Source organism: Gimesia benthica, assembly GCF_009720525.1.
GTDB classification, from domain to species: Bacteria; Planctomycetota; Planctomycetia; order Planctomycetales; family Planctomycetaceae; genus Gimesia; species Gimesia benthica.
The window spans coordinates 2596220-2620525 of sequence record NZ_CP043930.1 but is presented as its reverse complement, the minus strand read 5'-3'; the positions used below and the strand labels follow the sequence as shown (position 1 = coordinate 2620525).

17 protein-coding genes and 1 pseudogene are annotated in these 24306 nt (G+C 52.8%); 9 read left to right on the top strand and 9 right to left on the bottom strand.

Annotation, left to right across the window (positions count from 1 at the left end; translation table 11 throughout):
- The first annotated feature begins 364 nt into the window (after window positions 1–364).
- The 3 genes from F1728_RS09845 (at window position 365) to F1728_RS09835 (ending at window position 6016) form a co-directional block, all read left to right on the top strand.
- Window positions 365–2590, top strand: a complete 2226-nt coding sequence (locus tag F1728_RS09845) for a type II and III secretion system protein family protein (protein WP_155363951.1) — start codon at window positions 365–367, stop codon at window positions 2588–2590.
- A 121-nt stretch (window positions 2591–2711) separates the two neighbouring features.
- Entirely contained in the window at window positions 2712–3302 is a 591-nt protein-coding gene (locus tag F1728_RS31220) for a hypothetical protein (protein ID WP_194242753.1), read from the top strand.
- 431 nt (window positions 3303–3733) lie between these two features.
- Complete coding sequence (locus F1728_RS09835) at window positions 3734–6016, top strand: tetratricopeptide repeat protein (RefSeq protein ID WP_155363950.1); 2283 nt, start codon at window positions 3734–3736, stop codon at window positions 6014–6016.
- A 26-nt stretch (window positions 6017–6042) separates the two neighbouring features.
- Here the strand turns inward: F1728_RS09835 and dnaA are convergent, their stop codons facing one another.
- From dnaA to F1728_RS09815, 4 genes are all read right to left on the bottom strand, one after another.
- Window positions 6043–7566 (bottom strand): chromosomal replication initiator protein DnaA, encoded by a 1524-nt coding sequence (gene dnaA, locus F1728_RS09830; protein ID WP_155363949.1) that lies wholly within the window; start codon window positions 7564–7566, stop codon window positions 6043–6045.
- A gap of 347 nt (window positions 7567–7913) precedes the next feature.
- Entirely contained in the window at window positions 7914–8921 is a 1008-nt protein-coding gene (locus F1728_RS09825; protein WP_155363948.1) for a GNAT family N-acetyltransferase, read from the bottom strand.
- A 53-nt stretch (window positions 8922–8974) separates the two neighbouring features.
- Window positions 8975–9550, bottom strand: coding sequence for a hypothetical protein (locus F1728_RS09820; RefSeq protein WP_145037034.1), 576 nt, complete (start codon window positions 9548–9550; stop codon window positions 8975–8977).
- A gap of 6 nt (window positions 9551–9556) precedes the next feature.
- A complete protein-coding gene (locus tag F1728_RS09815; RefSeq protein WP_155363947.1) occupies window positions 9557–10189 on the bottom strand; it encodes an RNA polymerase sigma factor in 633 nt (210 codons plus the stop codon).
- Window positions 10190–10776: 587 nt separating this feature from the next.
- Here F1728_RS09815 and F1728_RS09810 point away from each other — a divergent pair.
- The 3 genes and pseudogenes from F1728_RS09810 (at window position 10777) to F1728_RS32545 (ending at window position 14479) form a co-directional block, all read left to right on the top strand.
- Window positions 10777–11964 (top strand): aldose epimerase family protein, encoded by a 1188-nt coding sequence (locus tag F1728_RS09810; protein WP_155363946.1) that lies wholly within the window; start codon window positions 10777–10779, stop codon window positions 11962–11964.
- Between the two features lie 39 nt (window positions 11965–12003).
- Complete coding sequence (locus F1728_RS09805) at window positions 12004–12933, top strand: hypothetical protein (protein WP_155363945.1); 930 nt, start codon at window positions 12004–12006, stop codon at window positions 12931–12933.
- Window positions 12897–14479: pseudogene (locus F1728_RS32545) on the top strand (CehA/McbA family metallohydrolase). Before F1728_RS09805 ends, F1728_RS32545 begins: the two are co-directional and overlap by 37 nt.
- 17 nt (window positions 14480–14496) lie before the next feature.
- On the opposite strand, the gene F1728_RS09790 reads toward F1728_RS32545, so the two are convergent.
- The 3 genes from F1728_RS09790 to F1728_RS09780 all read right to left on the bottom strand — a co-directional run bounded on the left by F1728_RS09790 (window position 14497) and on the right by F1728_RS09780 (window position 17623).
- On the bottom strand, window positions 14497–14754 hold the full coding sequence (locus tag F1728_RS09790; protein WP_145181072.1) for a hypothetical protein: 258 nt from the start codon (window positions 14752–14754) through the stop codon (window positions 14497–14499).
- Between the two features lie 107 nt (window positions 14755–14861).
- Window positions 14862–16538: a CehA/McbA family metallohydrolase gene (locus F1728_RS09785; RefSeq protein WP_155363942.1), complete on the bottom strand. Its 1677-nt coding sequence runs from the start codon at window positions 16536–16538 to the stop codon at window positions 14862–14864.
- 182 nt (window positions 16539–16720) lie between these two features.
- Window positions 16721–17623 carry a DUF1559 domain-containing protein gene (locus F1728_RS09780; RefSeq protein WP_155363941.1) on the bottom strand — a complete coding sequence of 301 codons (903 nt, stop codon included), beginning with the start codon at window positions 17621–17623 and terminating at the stop codon, window positions 16721–16723.
- A gap of 451 nt (window positions 17624–18074) precedes the next feature.
- Between F1728_RS09780 and F1728_RS09775 the strand changes: the two genes are divergently transcribed.
- Entirely contained in the window at window positions 18075–18971 is an 897-nt protein-coding gene (locus tag F1728_RS09775; protein WP_155363940.1) for a phytoene/squalene synthase family protein, read from the top strand.
- Between the two features lie 88 nt (window positions 18972–19059).
- On the opposite strand, the gene F1728_RS09770 is transcribed toward F1728_RS09775, so the two are convergent.
- Entirely contained in the window at window positions 19060–20967 is a 1908-nt protein-coding gene (locus F1728_RS09770; protein WP_155363939.1) for a hypothetical protein, read from the bottom strand.
- Between the two features lie 437 nt (window positions 20968–21404).
- On the opposite strand from F1728_RS09770, the gene sppA reads away from it, so the two are divergent.
- Together sppA and F1728_RS09760 are read left to right on the top strand one after the other, a co-directional pair.
- On the top strand, window positions 21405–22448 hold the full coding sequence (gene sppA, locus F1728_RS09765; protein ID WP_155363938.1) for a signal peptide peptidase SppA: 1044 nt from the start codon (window positions 21405–21407) through the stop codon (window positions 22446–22448).
- Between the two features lie 40 nt (window positions 22449–22488).
- Complete coding sequence (locus F1728_RS09760) at window positions 22489–23322, top strand: tetratricopeptide repeat protein (protein ID WP_155363937.1); 834 nt, start codon at window positions 22489–22491, stop codon at window positions 23320–23322.
- Window positions 23323–23355: 33 nt separating this feature from the next.
- Here the strand turns inward: F1728_RS09760 and F1728_RS09755 are convergent, their stop codons facing one another.
- On the bottom strand, window positions 23356–24279 hold the full coding sequence (locus F1728_RS09755) for an alpha/beta hydrolase (protein WP_155363936.1): 924 nt from the start codon (window positions 24277–24279) through the stop codon (window positions 23356–23358).
- Window positions 24280–24306: the final 27 nt, after the last annotated feature.

Below are 24306 nucleotides of genomic sequence, written 5' to 3'. Positions count from 1 at the left end.
TCTAAGGGTTTTCACTCAAACTTTCTGTGAGATCAGGAAATTTAACAGGAACCGTTCTAATCCCAATTTCGTGATCAGCCGATACAAACAATACAATATGGACTCTATCCACCCGAATTACGTCTGCTGTTACGTCGATTGGCAGACCGAAGTCGCGTATCCTCGGAAGTACGTGAGACGGTGGAATAGAGAGTAAATCATAAGCAGAAAGTAAGTTAAGGATAACTTGCTGGATAAAGATAAAGTTCTTACTGATTCTTCAACCTGGTTACAAGAACTCGCAGGTAATTAATTCCGGGCCGAGAAGTCACGTAAAACGCAAATACCTTTTTCCTCTTTGCAGGCAATAGGGGAGCGACTGCGGATGTACAAACAGAATTGCCATGGATCGGCATTTCGAAATGATGAAAAGCGACGTGCTCAGCTTGTCATGAACTGGGCTGCGTTGTTCTTCATCACTTTTTCGTCGATCGCTCATACTGCGTTTGCCCAGGGGCCATCCATGCGCCCGCTGCCACCCAGGCAGCCCGTAAACCAGTATGCTCCCGCAAACCAGTATCAGCCTGCGAATCAATATGCTCCTGCTCCCATGCAGGTTTCCGCTCCCCCTGCTCAATCGTATCAACAACCGTCGTACCCACAACAGGTACCCGTTGCCCATCAACCGCAGGGTGTGATTCCGATTCAGGATGCGCATGCACCTAATGCGGGACCACAGATTCAGATGGTGCAGGATACCGGGCGGATTACCCGCAAGCCGCTGCCGACTCAGATTCGTTCCACTCCCGGCATCTTCGACGAGATGGAAATCATCATTCGTCGCAGCCAACTGGTTATCACAAATTCTCGCATTCGTCGTTACGCAATTGCTGATCCTTCGATCATTGAATTCGTGACTTATTCCCCGACCGAAGTTTCGATCGTGGGTCTGGAGTTGGGAACAACCACTCTGACTCTCTGGTTCGAAAATGATGAAACACCGATCACTTACCTGGTTCACACGATTCAAGATCCCAGCCTGGAAGGGCAGCGACGGATCGATTACGGTAAGCTCGAACGCAAAATCGCCGTGCTGTTTCCCAATAGTAAGGTTTATCTGATTCCCCTGTCACGTAAGATCATCGTGAAAGGTCAGGCTTCTGATCCCACCGAAGCGGCGAACATTATGAATGTGATCCGTGGTGAAGTTATCAACTACGAAGGAAACCTGGGCGGACCACAGCCTTCCGGTGTCGGGCCCGGTTATTATGGGGGAGGGGGTTACGGCGACGCGCTTAACAGCTACGGAAATAACCTCTATGGATCTTCGCTGATTGTGAACATGCTGGAGATTCCCGGTGAGTTCCAGGTCATGATTCATGTGACCATTGCCCAGATCAATCGCACGATGATGCGTCAGCTGGGAGTTGACTTGAGCGTACTGTTCGACGGCGGTCGTCAGTTTCTGGGATCAACGATGGGCGGTGTCCCTTCAACGCTGACCGGTATCTTCGAAGCCGGCGAAGTCAATGTATTGATCAACGCTCTGGCCGAGAACGGTACCACCAAGATTATGGCCCGACCGACGCTGACTGTATTAAGCGGTCACTCGGCCAGCTTCCTGGCTGGGGGTGAATTTGCAGTGCCGACCATTGTTGGAGTCGGAGGAGCACAGGGAACATCAACTACCTTCCGCGGTTTTGGTACTTCAATCGTCGTGACACCGATCGTGCTCGATAAGGACCTGATCCGCATGCGGATTGTCCCTGAATACAGCCAGGTGAATGATAACAACTCGGTACAGGGGATCCCGGGACTGAACTCACGGCGTGCACAGACCACGGTTGAACTCCGTGAAGGTCAGACCATCGTACTGGCTGGTCTGTTCGGTCACGACACTTCTACGGGGGTGACACGAATTCCCTGGCTGGGAGAAATTCCTCTGGTCGGAGCGTACCTGTTCAGTTCCAAGAAATCGACTCAGGGTGAGTCTGAGCTCCTGATCACCGTAACGCCACAACTGGTGCATCCGATGGAAGAGGATGAAGTTCCCCCTTATCCCGGGCATGAAGTTACCGTTCCCCACGACAAAGAATTCTATAAATATAACATGACCGAAGGTGCTCCCGATCGTGCCGTCTATCAGTTGCAGCCCTACGGTCGAGGGGCCGGACAGGGAATTGAAGTGGGGTACCAGCCGTTCAATCCGTCTCCTGCTTCTCCTTACTATCCGCCGGAACAGACAGGCACTTATCAGCAGGGACCTGTGACACAACCGATTCCGCAGCAGGGCGGTGGTTTTCCCACCCAGCCTCAGCAGCCGGCTCAGTCACCGAGTCCGATCCAGTCGCATCAGCCCTTACCGCCACCACCGGCTCCCGGTGTCAGCGGACCACAGGCACAGTCGCCTGGGTTTTTACGAAGAAACCAGGGTCAACAACCGGGACAGCGTCGGTTCACTCAGATGATCAAGGATCGCTTCCAGAATTCGGCTCCCGAGATGGACAGCCAGATTCAGCCGACCGGTTACATTGATACCCGCATGAGACAACAGTCCGCAGAACCGCAGGACAGCCGATCCGGATTTCCCTGGATTGGTCAGGGAAAATAAATTTGAGGTGAATGGGCAGGCACATTTACCAGTAGCAAATCAGCCTGCAACATAATGATGGACCGTCAGCATTCACCGCTGTCGTTCATCACCAGATATTAAGTCGTAAGTACCGAGGGACATGATGGCCCGTTTCACGATAATACAAAAATGGATCCTTACTGCCAGCTGTCTGATGCTGGTAGCTGGTTGCTGCCGCTGGGGTGGAGGCGGCAACTGGGGATTCCATAAGCGCTCCCTGGCAATTCCGGAGGTCTATCCTCTGGGAAGTGTCAACCGTGCGCATTATCACACCATGGAATCGAATGCCGAAGCGGTTGACTTCATCATCAACCGGAACGAATTCGTCGAAAACAGTGCCGAGCTGACCACGAATGGTAAGGATCATATTCTGGAAATTGGTGCCCGCATGCGAAGCACCCCTTACCCGGTCATTGTGGAACGCAGTGATAACAACTACGCGCCAGAGCTGGACGCGTATCGTCGGCAACTGGTCGCGCGGATCCTGACCGATCTTGGAAATCAAGACGCCGACCAACGTACGGTTGTCGCCACTCCTTATTCCCGTTCGCTGAACTCTCGTGAAGCGGAAATCGACTACTATCGCTTCATCTCCACTCGCGGTGGTTTTGGTGGAGGATTTGGTGGCGGTGGTGGATTCGGCGGCGGTGGCGGTTTTGGTGGCGGCGGCGGTGGTCTCGGTGGTTTCTAAAATCCACGCCTGCTGAGAATCCTGAAATCTTATACACACTTGTTTAAACGCCACAGATCAATCTGGTTTGTGGCGTTTTAACTATTTATATCACAGTGCTTTAAGTGAAGCCGTTTTCTGTTGTTATTCCTGTCCTCGATTTCGAAAATGTGTGGATATTCGTATCGACATGTTTCTGGTTTCCTTTTAGAATCCGCGCCTGATACTCCAATAGAGTCCTTTCTCTCATTCTTGACCTCCCTGTCACAAATACTCATTTCATAACTGTTCCACCAGTCTCTGGTGCCTGGCTTCAGTCAGCGCATTGTTTCGGATGATTGAACTCACTCAATGCCGAAGAGGAGATCTGGTGAATCGCAGTCTATTTTCATTCTATCTTGAATTGAACGAGACAAAGCGATCTGCACTCGCGGAAACAAGGTTGATCTCCGATGAAAACTCGAATGTTTCAACAGATTCTCACACTTACGTGCATGGGCTTCCTGTGGACGGGCTGCCAGTCTGGTCCGTTCGCCAGTCGTTCAGATTCTCCTCGTAAAGCGCTCGTTGAACGCTCTCCGGAAAAGGAAGAAGAATCTGCCATGCAGAAGAAGCTGAGAGAAGCGATGGCGCAAGAACGTTCCAAGGCACGGAGACATCGACTGCGTGATGAACTGAATTCGGGAGTGACACCGGAACAACTGGCTGCGCTGAAAGGTTCGGAGCAGCAGATCGTACAGACCGCCGCCAAAGTAGAGGCCCAGGCATTACCACTCAGCGATCTGCAGGCTGCAGCTTCTCAGTCCGCAGCACCGCAAACCGATGCATCGAGTCTGCAGCGGGAATTGAATCAGGCCTATGAAGCAGATCGTTCTGGCAACCTGGAAAAGGCGCAAGGCTATTACCAACGTGTCCTGGCCATGAATCCCGAGCATTTTGAAGCCCTGCATCGACTGGCGATCATCGAAGACAAAAAACAGAACTTTCCTGCGGCCGAAGCCTACTACCTGCAGGCTTTGAAGCTGGATCCCTCCAACGCAGACCTGCTGAGCGATATCGGCTATTCCTATATGCTGCAGGGACGCGACGATTATGGCGAAAAGTATCTGGAAGAAGCGCTGAAGTATCAGCCAGCACATGCCCGGTCACTCGATCACCTGGGCTGGTATTACGGACGCACCGGACGCTACGATCAGGCACTGGCCATGTTTCGTAAGACCAGTGGAGAAGCCCAGGCGCGGGAGAAATTTGCCCGCTTGTTCCCCGGGGTGAATCCAGGATCAGCCACCGGCGGACAAAATCCAGTCCCACAGTATCCAGATCAACTTTCGCAGTATCCCGGTAATCAGCAGAGTGCAGAACGTAATCACGCAGGAATTCAACCGGTCGGACAGATGCAGTCCGCTCCCGGGCAGCCCGTCCAATATGCGAACAATGGCAATCCGGAACAGCAGCCTTTGAACTCCCCCGATGCCGCAGCGATGAATCCCACACAACAGATTGCAGAGATGATGCGACGCGAACGCGAAAAGGCGATTCAGGCACGACAGTCTACCCAGCAGCTGCCTGCGATCAGTCCGAATCCTGCGATGACACAGATGCGTCAGGTAACGGGATCGCATGCACCAGCAGCTCCTCTGCAGAACTCTCAGCTGCAGATGCCCCAGATGCAGTCACCACAGTTCCAGGCCGCACAATCTCAGATGCCGCAGCAGCAACCCGTTGATGCACCTCAGCCGGTCAACCAGTATGCAAATCAGCCAGCCGTCGAACCAGGGCAGATTCAGGCATGGCCCCCCGCCAATGATCCGGCTTTGAGCCAGGCAGCAGAAGCCTCACAGTACTGGGCCGATAAAGAGCAGCAACTTCAGAATCGTCAACAGCCACAGCAGCAGATGGCTGCCAGACCATACTCCAATCAGTCCTTGCCTCAACAGAACTATCAGGGGTATCCTCCAAATCAGTTGCAGGGACAGTACCGGAATGTACCACCCGGCTATCAGCCAATGCAGTCAGCGCCTCAACAGATGATGCCCGTTCGTGGTCCCCAGCCGGGACAACAGCTGTACGGAAATCAGTATCAGTCGACTCCAGGCCAGTTTCCCGATTACCGTTCGACACAGAGCGGCGCTCCGGAAGCCGGACAGAATCCTCCACAGAACGATCAGGACCTGATGCGGGAAGTGGCCCGCACTGGCATGAATATGGGCCCCGGTCAGATGTTTCCCATGAGTGATGCCGCTCCGGGACAGCTGCAGGGAAATAACTCGCCCCTGATGAGTTCTCAGATGGGATCTGGAGGCGTCATTCCTGCTTCAGCCCAGGTTCCTTTCCAGAATGCCTATGGAACGAATGGCCCGAACGGCCTCCAGCCACAAATGGGGCAGGGCATGTCACAGGGAGGTGTCAGACAGGCCGGCTATGAATACTCGGGTCAGCCTGCCGGGAAGGGCAATGTTTATCATGCCTCGATGCCGCAACGCTTTCCTGCACAGGGACAGCCGATGTCCTCGGCTTTGCCTCAATCGGAGATGTTCTCCAACAACCCGGTGGCGGCTCCGGCAAACGTGCGTCTCCAGAATGCATCAGAAACGGCCGCTGATTTGCGATCCGGCTATCAGGGTAACTTGAACGGAACACAAAATTTCAATCAGCAGTCGGCTTCGCCTTTCCAGTGGGGAAGTCAGCCGACAAACTCTCAATATCAGTTCTCAGATCCACAGAGACAATATTAAGTTCGCTCTGAATCAGTATCGCTGAATCAGCTGGCGAGTAACTGTTGTTCCAGAGATTCGATGATCTCTTCGGTTGGCCATTCCTGGAGAGCAACCTGAATGGAAGAGTGGCTCTCCAGCCATTTGCGAACCTGCTTCTCGGCGGACATGACAGTGCTGTGATTGCGTCCGCCGAAGTAGTCACCGATTTCGCTGTAAGCCGCCTGTGTCAGTTTGCGTGCCAGGAACATGGCCAGCATCCGGGGCTGGCTGATATTTCGGGCGCGACGTGACGATTTCAGGTCTGCCTCAGAAACACCAAATGTGGAACAGACAATCTGGTTGATGTCATCCAGCTTGATGATGCGAATGCAATCCCGTTCCAGGTCCGCCAGAACCTGACGGGCCATGCTGGTGGTCACTTTCTGACCAGTCATCAGGTGGCAGGTCTGCAGGCAGTTGACCGCACCTTCGAGTTCCCGAACGTTGCTGGTAAAGCGGCGGGCTACGTAAGCAAGTGCCCCTTCGGTAATTGGTGTCTTCAATTTATGAGCCCGCTGACGGGCGATTTCCAGACGGAGTTCCTTCTCGGGAGCTTCAATGCGACAGACCAGGCCGGACAGGAAGCGAGTCGTCAATTCTTCACTCATCTTGGTCAGCAGTCGAGGGTGACGGTCTGAAGAGAAGACCAGTTGTCGTCCATGGCTTTCCAGATGTTTGATCGTGTGCAGCAACTCTTCCTGGAAGTTGCGCTTTGATTCGAAGAAGTCGATGTCATCGATAATCAAAACATCGACATTACGGAACCGCTGACGAAAGCCGGGCAGCGAGCGTTCCTGCAGTGCCTTGGAGAAATAGTTACCGAACGCTTCCGCCGTCAGGTAAACCACATTCAGCGCGGGATACAGCTGACGAACTCTGCGGTAGAAGCCTTCCAGCAGATGCGTTTTTCCAATGCCGACGCCGCCATGAATGAACAGCGGGTTGTAAAGTGCGCCCGGTTCATCGCTGGCCTGGGTCGCTGCAATGTAAGCCAGTTGGTTCGACTTACCTTTGACGAAGGTAGACAGGTCCGCGAAGCGTCTGCCACGAAACGGGTTTGACTGCCGCGCCACTGAGTGCGAGTTCTGGGAACTCACGGATGGAGCAGATGCCTTCCGCTCAACAAATGGAACGTTACCAGACGAAGCCGACATGCTGCCAGATTTCTGCTGGCTCTCTTCAGAAGAACTGGTCACGGCAGCCAGTTCCGGATCGACTTCCAGACGGTATTCAGCAGAAGGTCCCACGCAGGCAATCGCGGTGGCATAGATTTTCGAGGCGAATTTTTTCTGCATCCAGGTGAGCAGAAACGGACTGGCAACGCCGACAATCAGCAGATTGCCATCCAGTTTGAGTCTGACTTTTCCTGCGAACCAGTTCTGGAAACCACGTTCACCGACTTGTTGTGCGAGCAACCGATAAATTGATTGCTCCTCTGACCCGGTTGTTGCTGGCCCCAGCTTGGCTTCCGTTGGTCGATTTGCAGAATCGCAAAACGTACCCTCCACTGCCAAAGACGTGGGTTGCATCTTGCACCCTCCCCCCCGCGCGCACCGTCTCCGTCCATAATGGTAGAAAGAGCCAAATCCTGCTCTCTCAAAGTCGTGTATGGTAGTGAGGTTTATTTGGAAATGATGCGCTATAAAGCTCCATTGTTAACAGCATCGTAAAGTTCTCAGGCATTGACTTCGGCGACACTGCGTTTACTCATTCAGTGGTTCTGATACTAGCCTGAATTGCTGGAGAGTCAAACGGAAACAGCGCGGAATTTTTTGAGAATTTTCAGACCGAAATCAAACACTGTTTTACCAGTAGAAAATGACATCCCGCGGAGAAAATATTTTTGGAAGCCCCGCTTCACGCTGTCGAAAACGTGTTAATTAAATTTTGGTTTTTTTCCCGGGAATTGGGAACGAAGTCGCGCGTGGACGCTTAATGTGTTTTGTCTGACAAAACCCAACTCTTCATAAATCTTTATCGCATAGGAATTTTTGTGATCCACGGCGAGAGTTAACGCAGACTGATTGTGAGCTCGTGCCTGCTCCAGTCCGAATTGGATCATCGCGGAACCTGTACCCTGTCCCCGCTGGTTCGGAGCGACCCCCATGTAAACGACTTCCCAACTCAAATCGGACTGATGTTCAGACAGGAGTAAAATGCCCAGGTCGGTTTCTCCCCTTTGAAACAGGTACCAGTGGGCCTGGTCCGAGTCCCCTGAACTGCGGTGCGATTCCAGCGATTCCTCAGCCGTGCGTACCTGATTCAGGGCAGGGCAGTCGTGAGATTCCTGGTGCGTCAATTCCAGCATATCGAGAAATCGCTGACGGTTCTGCACGGCATCGAAACGGACCGGTTCAATCTGTTTCTCTTTCAGCGACTCTGTCGACGGCAGGTTGCTCAGCGGGTGCCGCATGAACTGAAGATTCGTGAGGTGCGGAAACCCGTTTCGTGTCAGCAGGCGACGGGTGTGAAGTTGTGCCGGGTCGATCAGCACCTGGCCGATACTGACCCCGGAATCATCGATTCGCCGGGCCATTTCCTTCAGGATCTCATCGGCACAGTCCTTCCGTGAAGTAAAGGGGGGCCAGAGACAGGCAGTGGCGGGATCGGAAAAGACCAGGATTCCGACCCCGAGCAGCAGTCCAGCTTCATGGGCCAGTAGGACCTGGTTCTGTCCTTCCTGCCCAGCCGAGATGGTTTTCTGAAACTCCTGGATTTGTATTTCACGCTCGGTCTCCGGAGCATCGGCAAAGATAAAGGCGGAGGCTTCGGGAAGCTCTTCCGCTGAGGCAAGTGAGACCGTGATCGACATGGGAGGCGTAGATATCCGAAACTGATTGAAGTCACTCGTCAGCCGCAGTTCAGCGGCTAGTCTGGATATCATAAAAAAAAGGCTGGTCGATTGACCAGCCTGAGTTCAGTAAAGATGAGTCGAAGTTAGAATTTCACGGAGTGCAGCTGATAAGGACTCGAGCTGTCGTGTTTCAGCCGTGGTAAATTATAACCGTAGGGATTGTTGCTGTTGTCGATGGTCTGATTCGACGCGCCCCACTGTTGATCGTGGAAATCACGGATCGGGTTATCGACCGGGCTTAAGTGCGAGTCGTTACCCATCCACCCTACCGGTGCTGACGGATGAATCGATTCTGCAGCATCGTGCGGACCGAGATCATAACGGGGTTGTCCCGTGACCAGCAGCAGCGCCAGACAGCAGGCTACGGTTGTCAGCGTCGGAAGTAGAAAGTTAAACCGGGTTGGTCGGTTTCTCCTCCGTCGTGCTGCAATCTTGGCCGAAACCTGGGGCCAGACACTGTCCTGGAGTGAAGGGACTGGTGCACTGTCTAACTGTTGCTGCAGTGCAGAATAACTTTTCTGTAGCTCTTCATATTGTGCGCGGCACTGGTCACAGTTTTTCAGCTGCTTTTCCAGTAGCTCTAGCTCTTCGCCCGACAGGTCGTTGCCGACTGCCAGAGCGACGCGCGATTTCAGACCGTTACATTGTGTGCAATACATGTCTTATTATTCCTTGCCCGACATGGAATTTTCAACGTTTTGCCGATGAGACCATAATTTCTGAAAACGATTTCTGGCTTCTGCCAGCCGCCAGCGGATGGTTGCTTCTTTCCGATCCAGAATGGCAGCAATCTCAGAAGTGGAGAAATTCTCCAGATCTCGTAGTACGAGCACGGTACGGTACTTTTCGGGAATCTCTTCCAGGATGGCTTGAACTTCCTGATTGATGTCGATCTTGTTCCTGGGGTCAGGAACAGAAGGATCGAACGGAGTATCCGAGGGGCTGTCACTGAATAACAACCACCAGCCTCTTCGTTTTTGTTTACGCAGATAGTCCAATGCCTGATTAACTCCAATCCGGAACAACCAGGGACCAAATCTCCTGGATGTATCGAACTGATCAAGCCGCTCGTAGCTCTTCAGAAACGTATCTTGAGCCAGATCTTCAGCCAGCTCGGGGCTTTTGACAAACTGAATCAGTACACGAATCAGTCGGCGTTCATAGCGCAGGACCAGTTCGCCGAATGCGCTGTCATCGCCTTTACGAGCAGCTTCTACGAGGCGTGCGTCACTGGTGACACCGCCCGAAGCCAGAGATTCTCGTTGCTCTATTTTCTTATCGACCATTTGTAACTGCATGTCTACCTCCCCTCTCCGCGTTAAATGACACGCTTTGTTCTTATTACGTCAGAGGGAGGAGGATTGATGGAATTTACTAAAGATTTTGTAACGGAATCCAAAGTTTTCCCAGAACAACGCGCCTGTCTTTAATTATACCTGTCAAATCCCCATTTTGGGGAGGAATCAGATCTTTCAGGGGATTATTCCCTAAGTAGTTAAATGATATTGGTTTATAGTGCCCGTTAACTCTAGTGTCTTGAATTATTAACCTAATTTTAGTGTCCAGTTGCCAATACATAACATTCTTTAAAATTCCGCTGTCTATTGAGCGGGAATCAACAATATTTTTCCCCAGGACATCCCAGGTCCGAGGCACCTTTGAAAGGGAAGGCTCAGGCCTGACAGGTAGGCAGCAACTGTTGTGCTGCTGACTCTCCTTTGCGAGTCGCCCTTCATCCATCTGAACTCGATTCAGTCAATCAGGGACCAGACGAACAAATCCTGTTTCTGCATTACATTTACGCATGGATTTGTTATTCTGGTCTGAAGTAATTGAGCAGGATTAAACTGGTCCAGATAACCGGGTCTGAGGAGAGAACACAGTGATGAATCGATGGAAATGCTGCAGCGGACTGTTGAGTGCCCTGATTCTGCTGGCAGGTTGTGCCGGGGAGAAAACTCCGCCTGCTGACCCTTCTCAAACTGCTGCAGATCAAGAACAAGCTAAGGATGCCGAAATGAATGCCGGAAGTGAATTTCAGCTGGCCGTACAAAGTGAACCTTACGGGACCACCGCCGACGGACAGGATATTACCCAGTTTCTGCTCTCCAATAAGAAAGGGACGAGTGTCAGCATCATCAACCTTGGTGCGATTGTGACCGCCATCTATCTGCCGGACCGGGACGGTAAAACGGAAAACATCACACTCGGCTTTGATTCCCTGGCCGGATATGAAAAGAAAGGTCCTTACTTCGGCGCCATCTGTGGCCGTTATGCGAACCGGATTAAAGACGGCAAATTCGAACTGGATGGCAAAACATATCAGCTCGCCCAGAACAACCCACCCAGTCACCTGCACGGTGGCGAATCAGGATTCGATAAAAAGGTCTGGGCGGCAGAAAAATTTTCCGAGAAAGACGTAGTAGGCGTTCGTCTGAGCCTGGTCAGTCCGGATGGTGAAGAGGGGTATCCGGGCAAACTGACTCTGAAAGTCGTCTATACCCTCAACAACGAAAATGAGCTCAAGATCGACTACACGGCGACGACAGACAAAGCCACTCCTATTAATGTGACCAATCACTGCTACTGGAATCTGTCGGGAGCCGGTGACGGAACGGTTCTGGATCACGAACTGTTGTTAAACTGTGACAAATATCTCCCGGTATCAGACGAAGCGATTCCCACCGGCGAACTGGCTCCGGTCAAAGGGACGCCGATGGACTTTACTTCCACTCACAAGATCGGCGAACGCATTGACCAGGTCGAGGGGGGCTATGACCATTGCTGGGTCGTTAATCCGGCCGAAAAACAGCCTGCTCTGACCGCCCGGGCAAAAGATCCAGTATCGGGACGCGTGATGGAAGTCTATACGACAGAACCTGGCGTGCAGTTTTACACCGGTAATTTTCTGGACGGCACTCCGGCCAGCGGCGGGTTTCCCAAACATGGCGGCTTCTGTCTGGAAGCACAGCATTTCCCGAACTCTCCGAATCAGCCTGAGTTTCCCAATACGATCCTCAAGCCAGGTGAAGTCTACGAACAGACGACCATCCATAAATTCTCAGTCGAATAAGCTTCGAGAGCGGACTTTCAAACTCGAGAAAGGGCCATCATGGTTTTGCGATTGCTGCCTGCTGCGCTGCTGACTGTTTTGTTGCTGGTTGTACCAGGCAAGGATTCCCTGCTGGCAGCCGAATCCGTGGAGGTGATTGATGTCGAAGGTCAGCCGCTGGGGGCCAATGTTAAACGACTGATCTCTGCCCTGGATTATCTGGGAGCCCCGCTGTCTGACGAACTGGTGCAAAAACTGACTGCCGCCAGCGAACAGCGCGACGCACGACAGATTCAGAAACTGCTTGACCCCGAAGTCCTATGTGTGGTCTCGCTGAATCCCGAAGTCCGAACCAAAGTCGCCCGGGGGCCTGCACAAGCAGTGCTCCAGCAGGGGGGCTTTACGCCTTTTCTGATCAAGGTGATCAATCAGAGTACGGTGACCCGTCAGTTGCAGATTTCCAGTCCGCAGGCAGGTGCCGTCTATTCGGGAGCCGCGTTGAACAGTTTGAAACGGCAGGCGCAAACCGAACTCAATCAGAACGAGAATAAACAGTCGGCCTCGGATCGCTTTCTGGAAGTCGAACTGTTCCAGGCCAGTCCCATGACGGTTCGTCTGAGTGGGCTGGAATGCGAATATGTACTCGCTTTGATTTATTGCCATGAATCGGGCAAACGGGAAGCAACCCTTGGCTTTGATGTCGGGGCCGGCACTCAGGACATCGGATTTCGCGGGGAAGTTCCGATTTTGTTTACCGTAAAAAAGGCGATTCCCGTGAAACTCGCGATCCGGGATTTCGATGGCAAACCGACTGCGGCGCGACTGCAGTTCCGCGATCAACAGAAGCGGGTTTACCCACTGCAGGCCAAACGACTGGCTCCCGATTTCTTTTTCAGCCTCAGATTTACCGTCAGGACGGCGAAACGGTTCTCTTGCCAGCGGGTGAACTGGAAATGGAATATAGCCGCGGTCCCGAATACCAGCGACTGACTCGAAAGATTACTGTTTCTGCCTCAGAACCGCAGACCGTAAAAGTCAATCTGCAGCGCTGGTTGAATCCGCGCGATTATGGATTCTATTCCGGAGACCACCATATTCACGCGGCTGGTTGTGCCCACTACGATAATCCGACCAAGGGCGTCACTCCGCTGGATATGTTCAAGCAGGTCAAAGGGGAAGGGTTGAACGTCGGCTGCGTGCTGACCTGGGGGCCTTGCTTTGATGTGCAAAGACAGTTTTTTTCTTCCTCAGCCGATCGTGTCAGTGAACCATTGACGATTTTGAAATACGACCTGGAGATCAGCGGCTTCGGATCGGCCGCCCTGGGTCATGTCTGTCTCTTGAATCTGCAGAATCAGACCTATCCCGGCACCCTGGGAACGGTCAAAGGCTGGCCCAGCTGGACGGTGCCTGTCTTAAGATGGTGTAAGGAGCAGGGGGGCGTCACCGGCTACCCCCATTCGGCACTGCGGGTGAACCCACCCCAGGCGGCGATCAGAATGATTAATGAACTGGATCGGGATCAGTCTGAATCGATCAACGCAGAGGAGGCCAGCCTTGGTCTGTTACCAAAAACGTTCGCGTCGATTGACGAAGACGGTGATGGCCAGCTTAATAGACCGGAGCTGACACGCGCACTGGAACAGGCTGCCGATGAATTACCGAATCTGGCAGTACCCGAGATGAACGGCGGAGGTGCCATGGAAATCTGTGTCAGCACCGCTGAAGGTGTCTGCGATTTTGTGAGTGCCATGGATACCGAACGGATTCCGGAGTGGAATACCTGGTACCACATTTTGAATTGCGGCTATCCCTCAAAGTCAGCGGAGAAACCGACTTTCCCTGTATGAGCAGTCGTCGGGTCGGTCAGGGACGCGTCTATGTAAATATGGGAGATGTCGACGAAGTCGATTTCACGGAGTGGTGTCGGGGAATTCAACAGGGGCGGTCCTATGTCTCAGACGGCTATGCGCACGCACTGGAATTTCAGGTTGGTGGCCAATCCCCCGACTTTGAGGAAGTCCAGTTGAAAGAACCGGGACCGGTAGAAATCACTGCGAAGGTCGCGTTTGCCGCAGAGACTCCTCGAGCGGTCGCCTATGGTCTGCTGGATCCACCCGAGGGAAAACGGGCTGTGGGAGACACGCGTGTCCTGCACGCACCGCGTAATTCCGAATACGTCACCGGGGGCGAGCGGCTGGTGGAAATCGTGAGGAACGGCGAGGTGGTCGCGCGAAAGAAAGTTCCCGCCGATGGTCAGGTGCATGACCTGAAGTTCACGGTTCCCGTGTCACAGAGTAGCTGGATTGCGTTGCGTCAGTTTCCCCAGTTGCATACCAATCCGGTGAATGTGATTGTGGATCAACGTCCGATTCGCGCTTCAAGGGAAAGCGCACTCTGGTGTGCGGAGACAATCAAATTACTCTGGAAGAACCGTCATCAGAAAATCGCAGAGCGCGAACGGCCCGCAGCCGAAGAAACCTATCAGCGGGCCATTCAGAGTTATCTCAAGCGGGCGCAGGAAGCGGTCCAGTGAAGCGGAATCGATCTGACTTACTTAGACAGGTCAGTAGAGCGAACAGCCTTCTGCTTTTGGATGCGTGAACGCTGCACTACTTTTTTACCAATCACCACAGCGGCGGCGAACAGAGCGATCGCTGCAAAGGGGACCAGGTGAACCGGCTCTGTGAGGTAATGCAGAATGCCATGCGGATTGGCAGGCTGGCTGGTGCCATGGCCCGGATGTGCAAAAACCTGAGAACTGTGAGCCACGGTAATGATCATCGCCAGAGCGAGATTGAATCGATTCATATCTAAAACACTTTCTAAAGCTGAAGCAGCAGGTGAGAGTACGATTCCTGCCAGATTGCCTATTCTAAAAAAACAGCTGGCTGGCTCAAGCGATGTTGGGGATGAGTTTAGGGGGAATTGAGTCTGTTTTGCAGTCCCTCGATGGCGTCCGAATACACATCCAGCACAGCCGCCCGTTCCTGCGGATCAGCGAAAAGAAACTGATTGGCGATCTTTTTCCGGTTCTGCTGCATCTCTGTCAGAAGCGCTCTGGCCTGTGTCAGATCAAAGTGTACTTGTCCGTTCCATTTCAGATAAATCGGGCTGCTATGGGCAAACAGCTCACGCCCATATTCATTGAGCGGCGTCTGTTGTTGCCGCTGGGGATCCTGGGGAACAGAAGGGGAAGGTGTACGAACCGCGATCCAGCCCGGTTCGTCAATTTCCAGATTCAAGTCGAGGCGTGCCTCGAAGTGTTTTTCGACGGGTTTTGTACTCTGGGTCTGGATGACTTTGCCGTTGTGAATCAGTTCCAGCTTCTGGAAATCAATCCGTCCCCGTCCCGTAGCCTGAATTGTCACGCGATTCTTTCCCGGTGAGAGTTCAAGCTGATCGCCGACCGTTTTCCCGTTGATATGCAGATCGAGCAGGGGACCATTGGTAATGAAGGTTCGCCCTGACCTCAGGCTCTCCAGCCACGAGGACGGAGTGAGCGGCTGCTGAAGGCGGGCGTAGACGCGTGAGAAATCATATTGGAACCAGTCGGTGCCGGTGGAAAAAGGAACCTGACAGCCTGTGTTCAGATAGCGATAGAAGCTGTCTTCGTAGGTACTGCGTGTCCCTCCATCATAGATGTTGAGTGCATGCACGCGACCTGCCAGGAAATTCGGCGTCGATTCCAGACCCCAGGCATTATGGCACCAGACAACGGTCTCCTGGTCAGCCAGTGCCGAGCGAATTCCCCGTGCCAGCGGAATGCCATCCGTCCCCTGTTTCATAATCCCGGGACCAATACTCACGGGCTGAATCAACCGCTGGATATCGAGCAGCATCACGTGCCCGTATCCCTCGTCGTAGCCGGTGCTGTTGTGACGATGCTCCTCTCCCCAGCCAAACTGCACTCCGGCCGACCGGGATAATTCCTGCAGATCCTGCTGGGAGTAGCGATTCGAAATGTAGGTCTTGTCGGCAATCGCGCGTTCCAGATAGGAGACAAATACGAGGTCCAGTCGATCCGCAGCGGGGATCTGCTGTAGATAGCGGTCACACTCCTCGCGGCTGAGCTTCATCAGGTGCAGATGGGTGTTGGCCGTTTTCCATTCCGGTGAGAGATCTGCGAATCGTTTCAATTTGAGAGTGATTTCCGCGGAGGACTCCCCTGTGAGATCGATTTCTGTTCGAGTGAGTTCTGTGGCGAGACCGGAGAAGGTTTCCAGCGTCAGTCGGGAACGAGGGACGGATAACTGAACTTCGCCGGGGATCACGAACCAGCTGTGAATCCCGGCTCGTTCAGATTCCGGGCGAGAGTTCACTCCGGTTCCCCGATTCAGCAGTTCCGGAAGTGGGATCAGATTTCCCTGAGCGTCCCGAATTCGCAGCATGCCCGGTACGACCTGCTGCTGGTCTGACTGGTTTTCGGCAAGCTTGAGTATGATCTGGCAGAGTTCTGAGTTCTCGGTTGCTGATGCAGCGGAAGCTGGTTTATCCGGAATCTGCAGCAGGGCCAGATCCGCATTCGCGGGGCTGCTCCACCAAGAGAGCAACAGGATTAGAGTGCACACAAGCGGGGTTTGAAGCAGTCGCATCACGTAATCCTCCCGGGGAGAAGTCTTGGCTCGTAGTCTGTATCTGACTTCTCAAGGGTAGCCGGGAGACACGTTCACTGCAAAGGAGACTGGCTTGATCATCAGAATAAAAAACGGTCTGACAGGGAAAGCCCTGTCAGACCGTTCAGTTCGCACACTGTCATGTATGGTTTCAATAAGTTTTATTCGAAGTTGGTGATCTCACCACCGCGGATGCTGGAGAGTGATCGATAGACGCCTTCATCGATATTTTCTGAGATGAAGCGTACGCGGCCGTCTCCAAACAGGAACTGGGCTCCGCCTGTATGATGGCTGCTGAAATCGTCAAAGTGGGCTGCAGGATCATTCGGGGGATGGTCGGTGGCTCCCAGCGGCCGGGCAAAGGTCTCTTCACCCTCGGGAACGACGCCCACCCAGGTCGAGTGCCAGCCCTGATCGGCATCCGTTTTGCGTTCGCCCACAAAAACGGTCTGTGAGGTTCCGTCAGTGATGTCGCGGAAACGGGTATTACTGTTCTGATAGAATACGCCGGTACTTTTACAGGTGGAACCGGGAGGGACTAATTCGCAGCTGTCGAGTTCTTCATCACCAAAGACACCGACGTAGTTTCCGGTGGCGAGTGTCGCGAGCACGGTCCCGGGGCTGCCTTCTTCCTCCAGTTCGAAAGTTTGTGAGGAGGGATCAGAGGGGCAGCGATAAACCGATAGGGAGACATCAATGATGCCGGGAGTTTGAGCGGGATCGTTAATCGCCAGATTAAAGTTGATCTGATTATACAGCGGGCTTTGATCGAGATAAGGCAGGATCATGGTGCCCCAGCCCCAGCCACTGCCGTATTCGACATTGGGACCCACACCGGGCTGAACTCCAATCCAGCCGGAAGGGAACAGTCCATGCGTTTCGTGATAATTATGCAGGGCCAGTCCGATCTGCTTGAGATTATTCTTACACTGGCTGCGGCGGGCCGCTTCGCGGGCCTGTTGCACGGCAGGGAGGAGCAGGGCGATCAGGATGGCAATAATGGCGATCACCACCAGCAGTTCAATCAAGGTAAAGCCGCGGCGGGTGTTACTGGCTTTTCGCATGTGAGGACTCCAGAGCGTAATATAAAGATAACACTTGATGAAACAATACGATCATTGTTGCAAATGTTTTGCAGAAGTCAATGTTAAATGCAAGTAAATTGCATTAACTTTCTGTGTGCATCACTTCGTATCAAAAATGACTGAACAGAAGCTACCAGGCGGATGCTCGGGAGTAAGAGGGGGCCGCGGGCTCTGTTTGTCTATTTTTCGCGGAGCTACGGTAAAATCAAGAGGATTTCTTCAGGGAAAGACTGAGAACCGGGGGGGCGGGGATGGCTGCTGATTTTCCCCGTTTTCTGTTTCTCCGGCTGACAATCTCAAACTGTTTAATTCTGGTGTATCACACAAACTTGCACCGGGGCGTTGCCGATTTGAATTTGACGAGGTGGCGGTTATGATGTCGATTCCACCCTGAACTCCCTGAAATCAAGATAGCGGTCGCCGAGGTGTCATGACGACTAACCTGGAAAATTCCTATGCCTACTGCCAGCAACTGGCAAAACAGACCGCGGGGAATTTCTATTACTCGTTTCTGGCACTTCGCAAAGAACAGTTCCGTGCGATGTGTGTCTTGTATGCTTACATGCGACTGGTCGATGATCTGGGCGACAGTCCGGAACTCTCGCTTGAAGAACGAGGAGCCGCACTGAGACGCTGGCGTCAGGAATTACAGCGTGCATTGGACCAGCAGCCACTGGATCAGAGTGAGGAGTTTCATCCCTGCCTGCCGGCTGTCGTTGACATGATCCAGCAGTATGAGATTCCCGTCCACTATTTTTTTGACGTGATCACAGGCGTGGAATCCGATCTGCAGCCCGTTACTTTCCAGACCTTTGATGATCTGGCGGATTACTGTTATCACGTGGCGGGAGTCGTAGGATTGTGCTGTATTCACATCTGGGGATTTCACGATGATCGTGCTGTGGAGGCCAGCATCGAATGTGGCCTGGCATTTCAGTTGACCAATATTCTCAGAGACCTGGCGGAAGATGCTGACCTGGGGCGTGTCTATCTGCCTCAGGAAGATCTGCACCGCTTCGATTACCGTCAGTCTGATATTCAGGCCCGTGTGTATGACCAGCGTTTTCGCGAGCTGATGCAGTTCGAGGTGGATCGGGCCCGCGTCTATTATCAGAATTCAGAACGGCTGTTTGAATACATTTCACCCGAAGGACGACGCATCCTCAAAGCCATGCATCAGATCTACGGCGGTATTCTGAACGAGATTGAGAGACTGGATTATCAGGTCTATACCACCCGGGCCGGGCTTCCCCGCTGGAGGAAGCTGCTGATCGCCGGCGAAGCACTGATCGCGTCCCGCTGGTTTTCCGGACGCGCGGCCCGCTGAATTGTCTGGCCGCTCAACAAAGAAAGCCCCCGATAATCGGAAAGATTATCGGAGGCTTACCAGGAGCAGCAGGAACAAAGCTCACTTTTTATTCGACACCAACATACAGGGCTGGTGTTTTCATAAACACATCCATATTCTTCTGGCTACTGAAGAGGTAGAGTCGGCCCTTGTACCAGGATGCAAAATCCAGTGTTCCCTCTTTGTCATCCTGATTGTCGACCAGGAGAACAATGTCGCTTCCGCCGGCAGCCGGTGCGTATTTAGCAGGCTCCCGGTCGAACTTCAGTTTGTTCTCGAGTGAGGCGAACTGATAGTTCATGGATTTGTATGAGGAACTGAATTCCGGACGGGCATCGACGAGCAGTCGGTTGTCTCGCAGGGCGACTGGACAGAAGCCTTTCAACCCTTTGATATTTCCCCGGCTGGCGATCATAGCCATTTTCTTTTCGACAGTGCTGTCCTGCTCAGTCTTGGCGACCTGTTTTTCAGGTTGCGGAGCAGGAGTTTCCAGTTTGGGTTCTGGTTCTGCTTTAAAGGGATTGTCTTCTACCTGAGGAGTCTTCGGCTGTGCTGCTTTTTCAGTCTCTGCGATCTGGGGAGCAGGCACTGCAAACGGATTCTTCTCTTCAGTTTTCGTTTCCGGAGCAGCAGGCTGTGGTTGAGGCTCGAAGGGATTCACCTCTTTAGCTGGTGTTTCCTGGGCCACTTCAGCTGCTTTCTCCATCACAGGCTCGGTCTTGGTTTCAGCCTTTTCCGGAGCCACTTCTTTATTGTTTTCTTCGAGAACCAGACCACTGAATGGGGTCTGTGGTGTAGAAGTTTTCTCAACCGGTTTCTTCATACCGTCTGCTTCTTCTTCCGACATTTCGGGAAACAGATTGTTGAAATCATCTTCCGGGTTTTTAGCAACTTTTTCTTCTACCACTTCTACCGTTTTCTCTTCTACGATGAGGGGCAGTTCAGCGGCTTTTTCTTTCAGCATCTTTTCTGCCTTTTCAGCAGCAATTTTCTGCTCTTCCAGGCGTTCGGCTGCTTCCTCTGCTGCTTCTTCCAGCTCCTCGCGAGCTTCTTCATCCAGTTCTTCCTGTGAAGGAACCATGGATTTCGTGAACTTCGCTTCATCGTCTGCAATCGGCGTGGTTACGACAGACTCAGGAGCCGGTGCGGGAGGCAGCTCAGGAGCTGCTGAGGTTTGAACTTCTTCGACAGCCGGTGAATCGACGGGTGCTTTTTTAGCAACCTGATTCGATTGAGGCAGTCGTTTGGGAGTCTGCTTGGTTTTGCCAGGCAGAAACTTGTCATACCATTTCCGCTCTTCGGGAGCCGGTGGTACCTGCTGTTGAGGCATTACGACTACGTTCTGAGGTGCGGCAGATGTCCGAGCTGGTGTGCTCTGAGCCTGAGCGGCAGGCTGCTGATTGACGGTTCCACGACCTGCTGCAGATCCGCCGTTTGCGGTTTTGGGAAGAGACTGCACCGACATCGGAGGCATCTGTCGACCGTCACGACGGTACAAAGCTTCCAGCTGACGCTGGATCTCACTCTGTCCCGGTTTCGCTGTGGTCTGTGGAACGGCTGTCTTGTACTGAGGAGCGGAAGGTTGTCCGCTGCCAGGCACAACGATCTGTCGTTTCTGTTCGGGCTTCTGCTGTTCCTTGCTGCTACTCTTTTTCTGGAATAACGAACGAGGATCCAAAGTGAATCCGACCTGTTGAATTTCACCAGGCTGGTGATTCACCTGTTGAATTTTAGTGTTCTTCTGCGGAAAACGAACCCGTGGCTCGCTCACGTGACGTGCAGAGTGCATTTCACGTTGAATCGCATTTTTGAGTGTATTTTGTGGGTTCCGCTCTGTTCTGGCGCTGCGCGGCTTAAAAGAATTGATCTGAACGGCGGTGTCGTCCGCAGTCAGTAAATTCGAATTCGTCAGCACTAAGCCAGAAATCGCGCTGAAAATCAATACGCGAGCGGAGAAGCGAGTTCCTGCTTTCATCTCCTGAAATCTCCTGGTTCCTGAGTTTTGAACTCCGGGGCGACTAAGGTCGCTGGCGGGTGTTCAATAAAGTTCCCGGTTGAATGAATTCCTGTATCGACAAGACTTCATTAATCGGAATATTGCTTTCAAATGGTTGGTTCCGCATAATCGACACAATCATGCAGAATAATCCCTGCTGCGTGTTTCTATCGTCGTTAAGCTGCTCCGGTTTTGATGCCTATGGCGATTGTAGAATCAGATTCTGGCGGGATCTTCGCGACAACCCGGATGACCGTTTTTATCGACAAGCTCATTGCAGTCTTGCCATGGTCTGCAGGTTTGCTATTTTGACAGCGGGGCAATTCAGTGATTTTCACCTGAATACAGAGTAATTCAGCGAGGATTCTGTACTGTGTCTCGGCAGCAAACCACATGAAATCAAGGAGTTAGATCAAATGACAGACCCAAAGCCCGCAGGAGAGGCTCCCCGGCTCGAATCCGATCCGCATCAGGGACCTCCACCACCGCCTAAACCTCCCCGCAGGAACTGGCTCGCTCGGATTCTATTGCTGCTGTTACTGGTGTCCGTCCTGTTTAACCTGGGTTTCTACGCCATGTACCAGGAGTTCTTCGCCTCCAGCGATGGACCTTCTGAGCAGTTTGAGAGTGGCGATCAGTTCGCTGAGCAGAAAATCGCCATCGTAACCATTTCAGGAACGATCATGCCGCCGTTCACGGAACGGATTCTCAGAGCAATCGAGCAGGCTGACAAAGATGACCAGGTCAAAGCCGTGCTGCTTGAAGTCGACAGCCCCGGCGGTCTGGTCGCAGACAGCCATCAGATTTATCATCGCCTGGTCGAACTGCGCGAAAAAAAGCCGATTGCAGTTTCGATGAAACGGATGGCTGCTTCGGGTGGATACTATGTCTCAATGGGGGCCGGAACCGACGGAGTGATTTTTGCCGAGCCGACTACGTGGACGGGATCTTTAGGTGTGATCATCCCCCGCTTCGATTTAAGTGGCCTGGCAGATAAGGTCGGCATCGTTTCCGATCCGCTGAAAACGGGAGAGTTCAAAGATGCGTTGAATCCGTTTCGGAACATGACCAAACGGGAACGAGATGTCTGGGACCATATTCTGGATGAGTCGTATCAGCGATTCATCAACATCATTGCCGACAACCGCAAAGATCTGGATTATGAGCAGGTCAAGAAACTGGCGACCGGACAGATTTATACCGCCACCGATGCCAAAGCGAATGGCCTGATCGATGAAATCGGCTATCAGGAAGATGCGATTGCCCATTTGCAGAAAAAAACGGGACTCGAGAAAGTTCGTGTGATACGATACACGCATCCGGCTTCGCTGGCAGATATTCTGCTCAGCACTGCTGAAGCGGGGCAGGTGGAAAACCGTAAACAGGCGCTGCTCGAATCCACCGTACCCCGGGCGATGTATTATACCTCCTGGCTCGGAGATGTACCGGGGCTGCAGTAAACCGGATTTCAAAAGATCGAACTTAAAATAAAGCGTGCTGATGTTTGCCCAACAAGAACCTGTATCAACGCCTCCACCGGATCCCTATCTAAATGATCCGGCATTGTATGGAGCTCCTTCGCCTCTCTGGTCATTCATGGAGAGCGTGATTGGCATCGTTGTAATGGTGTTCTGGGTCTGGATGCTGATCGACTGTCTGCGCAAAGATCCGGATCGGTTCTTGTGGTTCTGGGTGATCCTGTTTTTTCCCCCTTTTGGCGCACTGATCTATTTCTTCCTGCGCTGGTTACCCTCCAATCAGTTTCAGCTGCCGGAATTTGCCCGGCCTTTTTTTCGGCAACGACGGCTGAATGAACTGGAAACGGCTGCTATGCAGATTGGGAATCCGTACCAGTTTGTCCGCTGGGGGGACGCTCTGAAAGACGCCGGCGTCAATCAGAAAAGTCTGGAAGCCTATCAACAGGCACTCGCGAAAGAACCCGATAACCTGCAGGCCTTGTGGGGCGCAGCACAAATCGAGATGAAGTTCAAAGACTTCGAAACAGCCCAGCAGCGCTGTAAACAGATTCTGGAAGCGGACCCCGAATACAAGTTCGGCGATGTCTCGCTCATGTACTGTAAAACTGTTTGTGAGCTGGACTCTGCAGAGCAGGCACGTGAGGAACTGGCCCGTCATGCCAAACGCTGGCGTCAGCCTGAGGCACTTTATCTGCTGGCTACACTCGAAGCAGAAGCCGGCGATCATCAGGCCGCCCGCAAGACACTGCAGGGCATGCTGCTGGATATTAACGCCAGCCCCCGCGGTATCGCACGGAAATTTGTCCGCTGGAAAAGTAAGGCCCGCCGCCTGCTCAAACGCCTGCCGCGGTCTTGAAATCTGACTGCAGCCAGTTCCCGTTCAGGACTTCTACTGCGCCGCCTGACGAAAATTCTTCGCATGGAACTGCATCAGTTTCAGTCCTTCCTTCTGGTAGATCTGCTGCGCACTGTGTGGAACATCAGGGACAATCAATGCCTCGAAGGGGATCTTGAGTGATTTTAGAAACTCCATGTAGGCAAGATTATTCTCGTAATTGAAGCCCTTCGTACCAACGTGAATCAAAATACGCAGTGGGGGTTGAGAATCCTTCGCATATTTACGGGCCAGATCATAAGTGTTATCCCCAGGGACAAAGACCAGGTTCTCATTTTCGCGTCCATTGTTCTCTGAGATACGTTTTTCCGTCGCCTGGCCAGCACCACCCGGTGCCGCGGAACAGAAGAGTTCCGGATGTTTGAACATGATACGCGTCGTTCCCCGGCCTCCCTGGGAAAATCCTTCAATCGCACGGCCTTTGCGATCGGCAATGGTGCGATAGGTGGCATCGATATGCGGTATCAGTTCTTTGACGAAGACGTCTGCCCCCATGGCGTGCTTGCGGTCCGGCAGGTTGTAATGACTCACCGGTCCCCCGTTTACGAAGACATAGATCATGGGGTCTACCTTGCCTGTAGAGATTTGCTTATCGATATACTGAGCCAGTTTCACGCTTTTGGTTTCGCTGCCGGGACGACCACCGTGCAGATAGTAGACTACGGGAAAACGTTTCGTTTTATATTCGGCGTTCCGGTACTGCGGAGGCAGGTAAATGCAGTAGCCGACATCCACATTCATCGACGGACTGCGAAACGTGGCATGCTTGACACCGGGGATTTCCTGTTTCAGTTCGTTCACCCATTGGAAGGGCTTTTGTTTCTTTTTCTGTTTTTGTCCCTGGACGGGAACCGAGAACAGGAGAACGGAAACAAGGGCTGCCAGGCTGGCGCGCAGAATATGGTTCGGGTACATCATGGAACTGGTTCACTCCGGTGCAGGAAA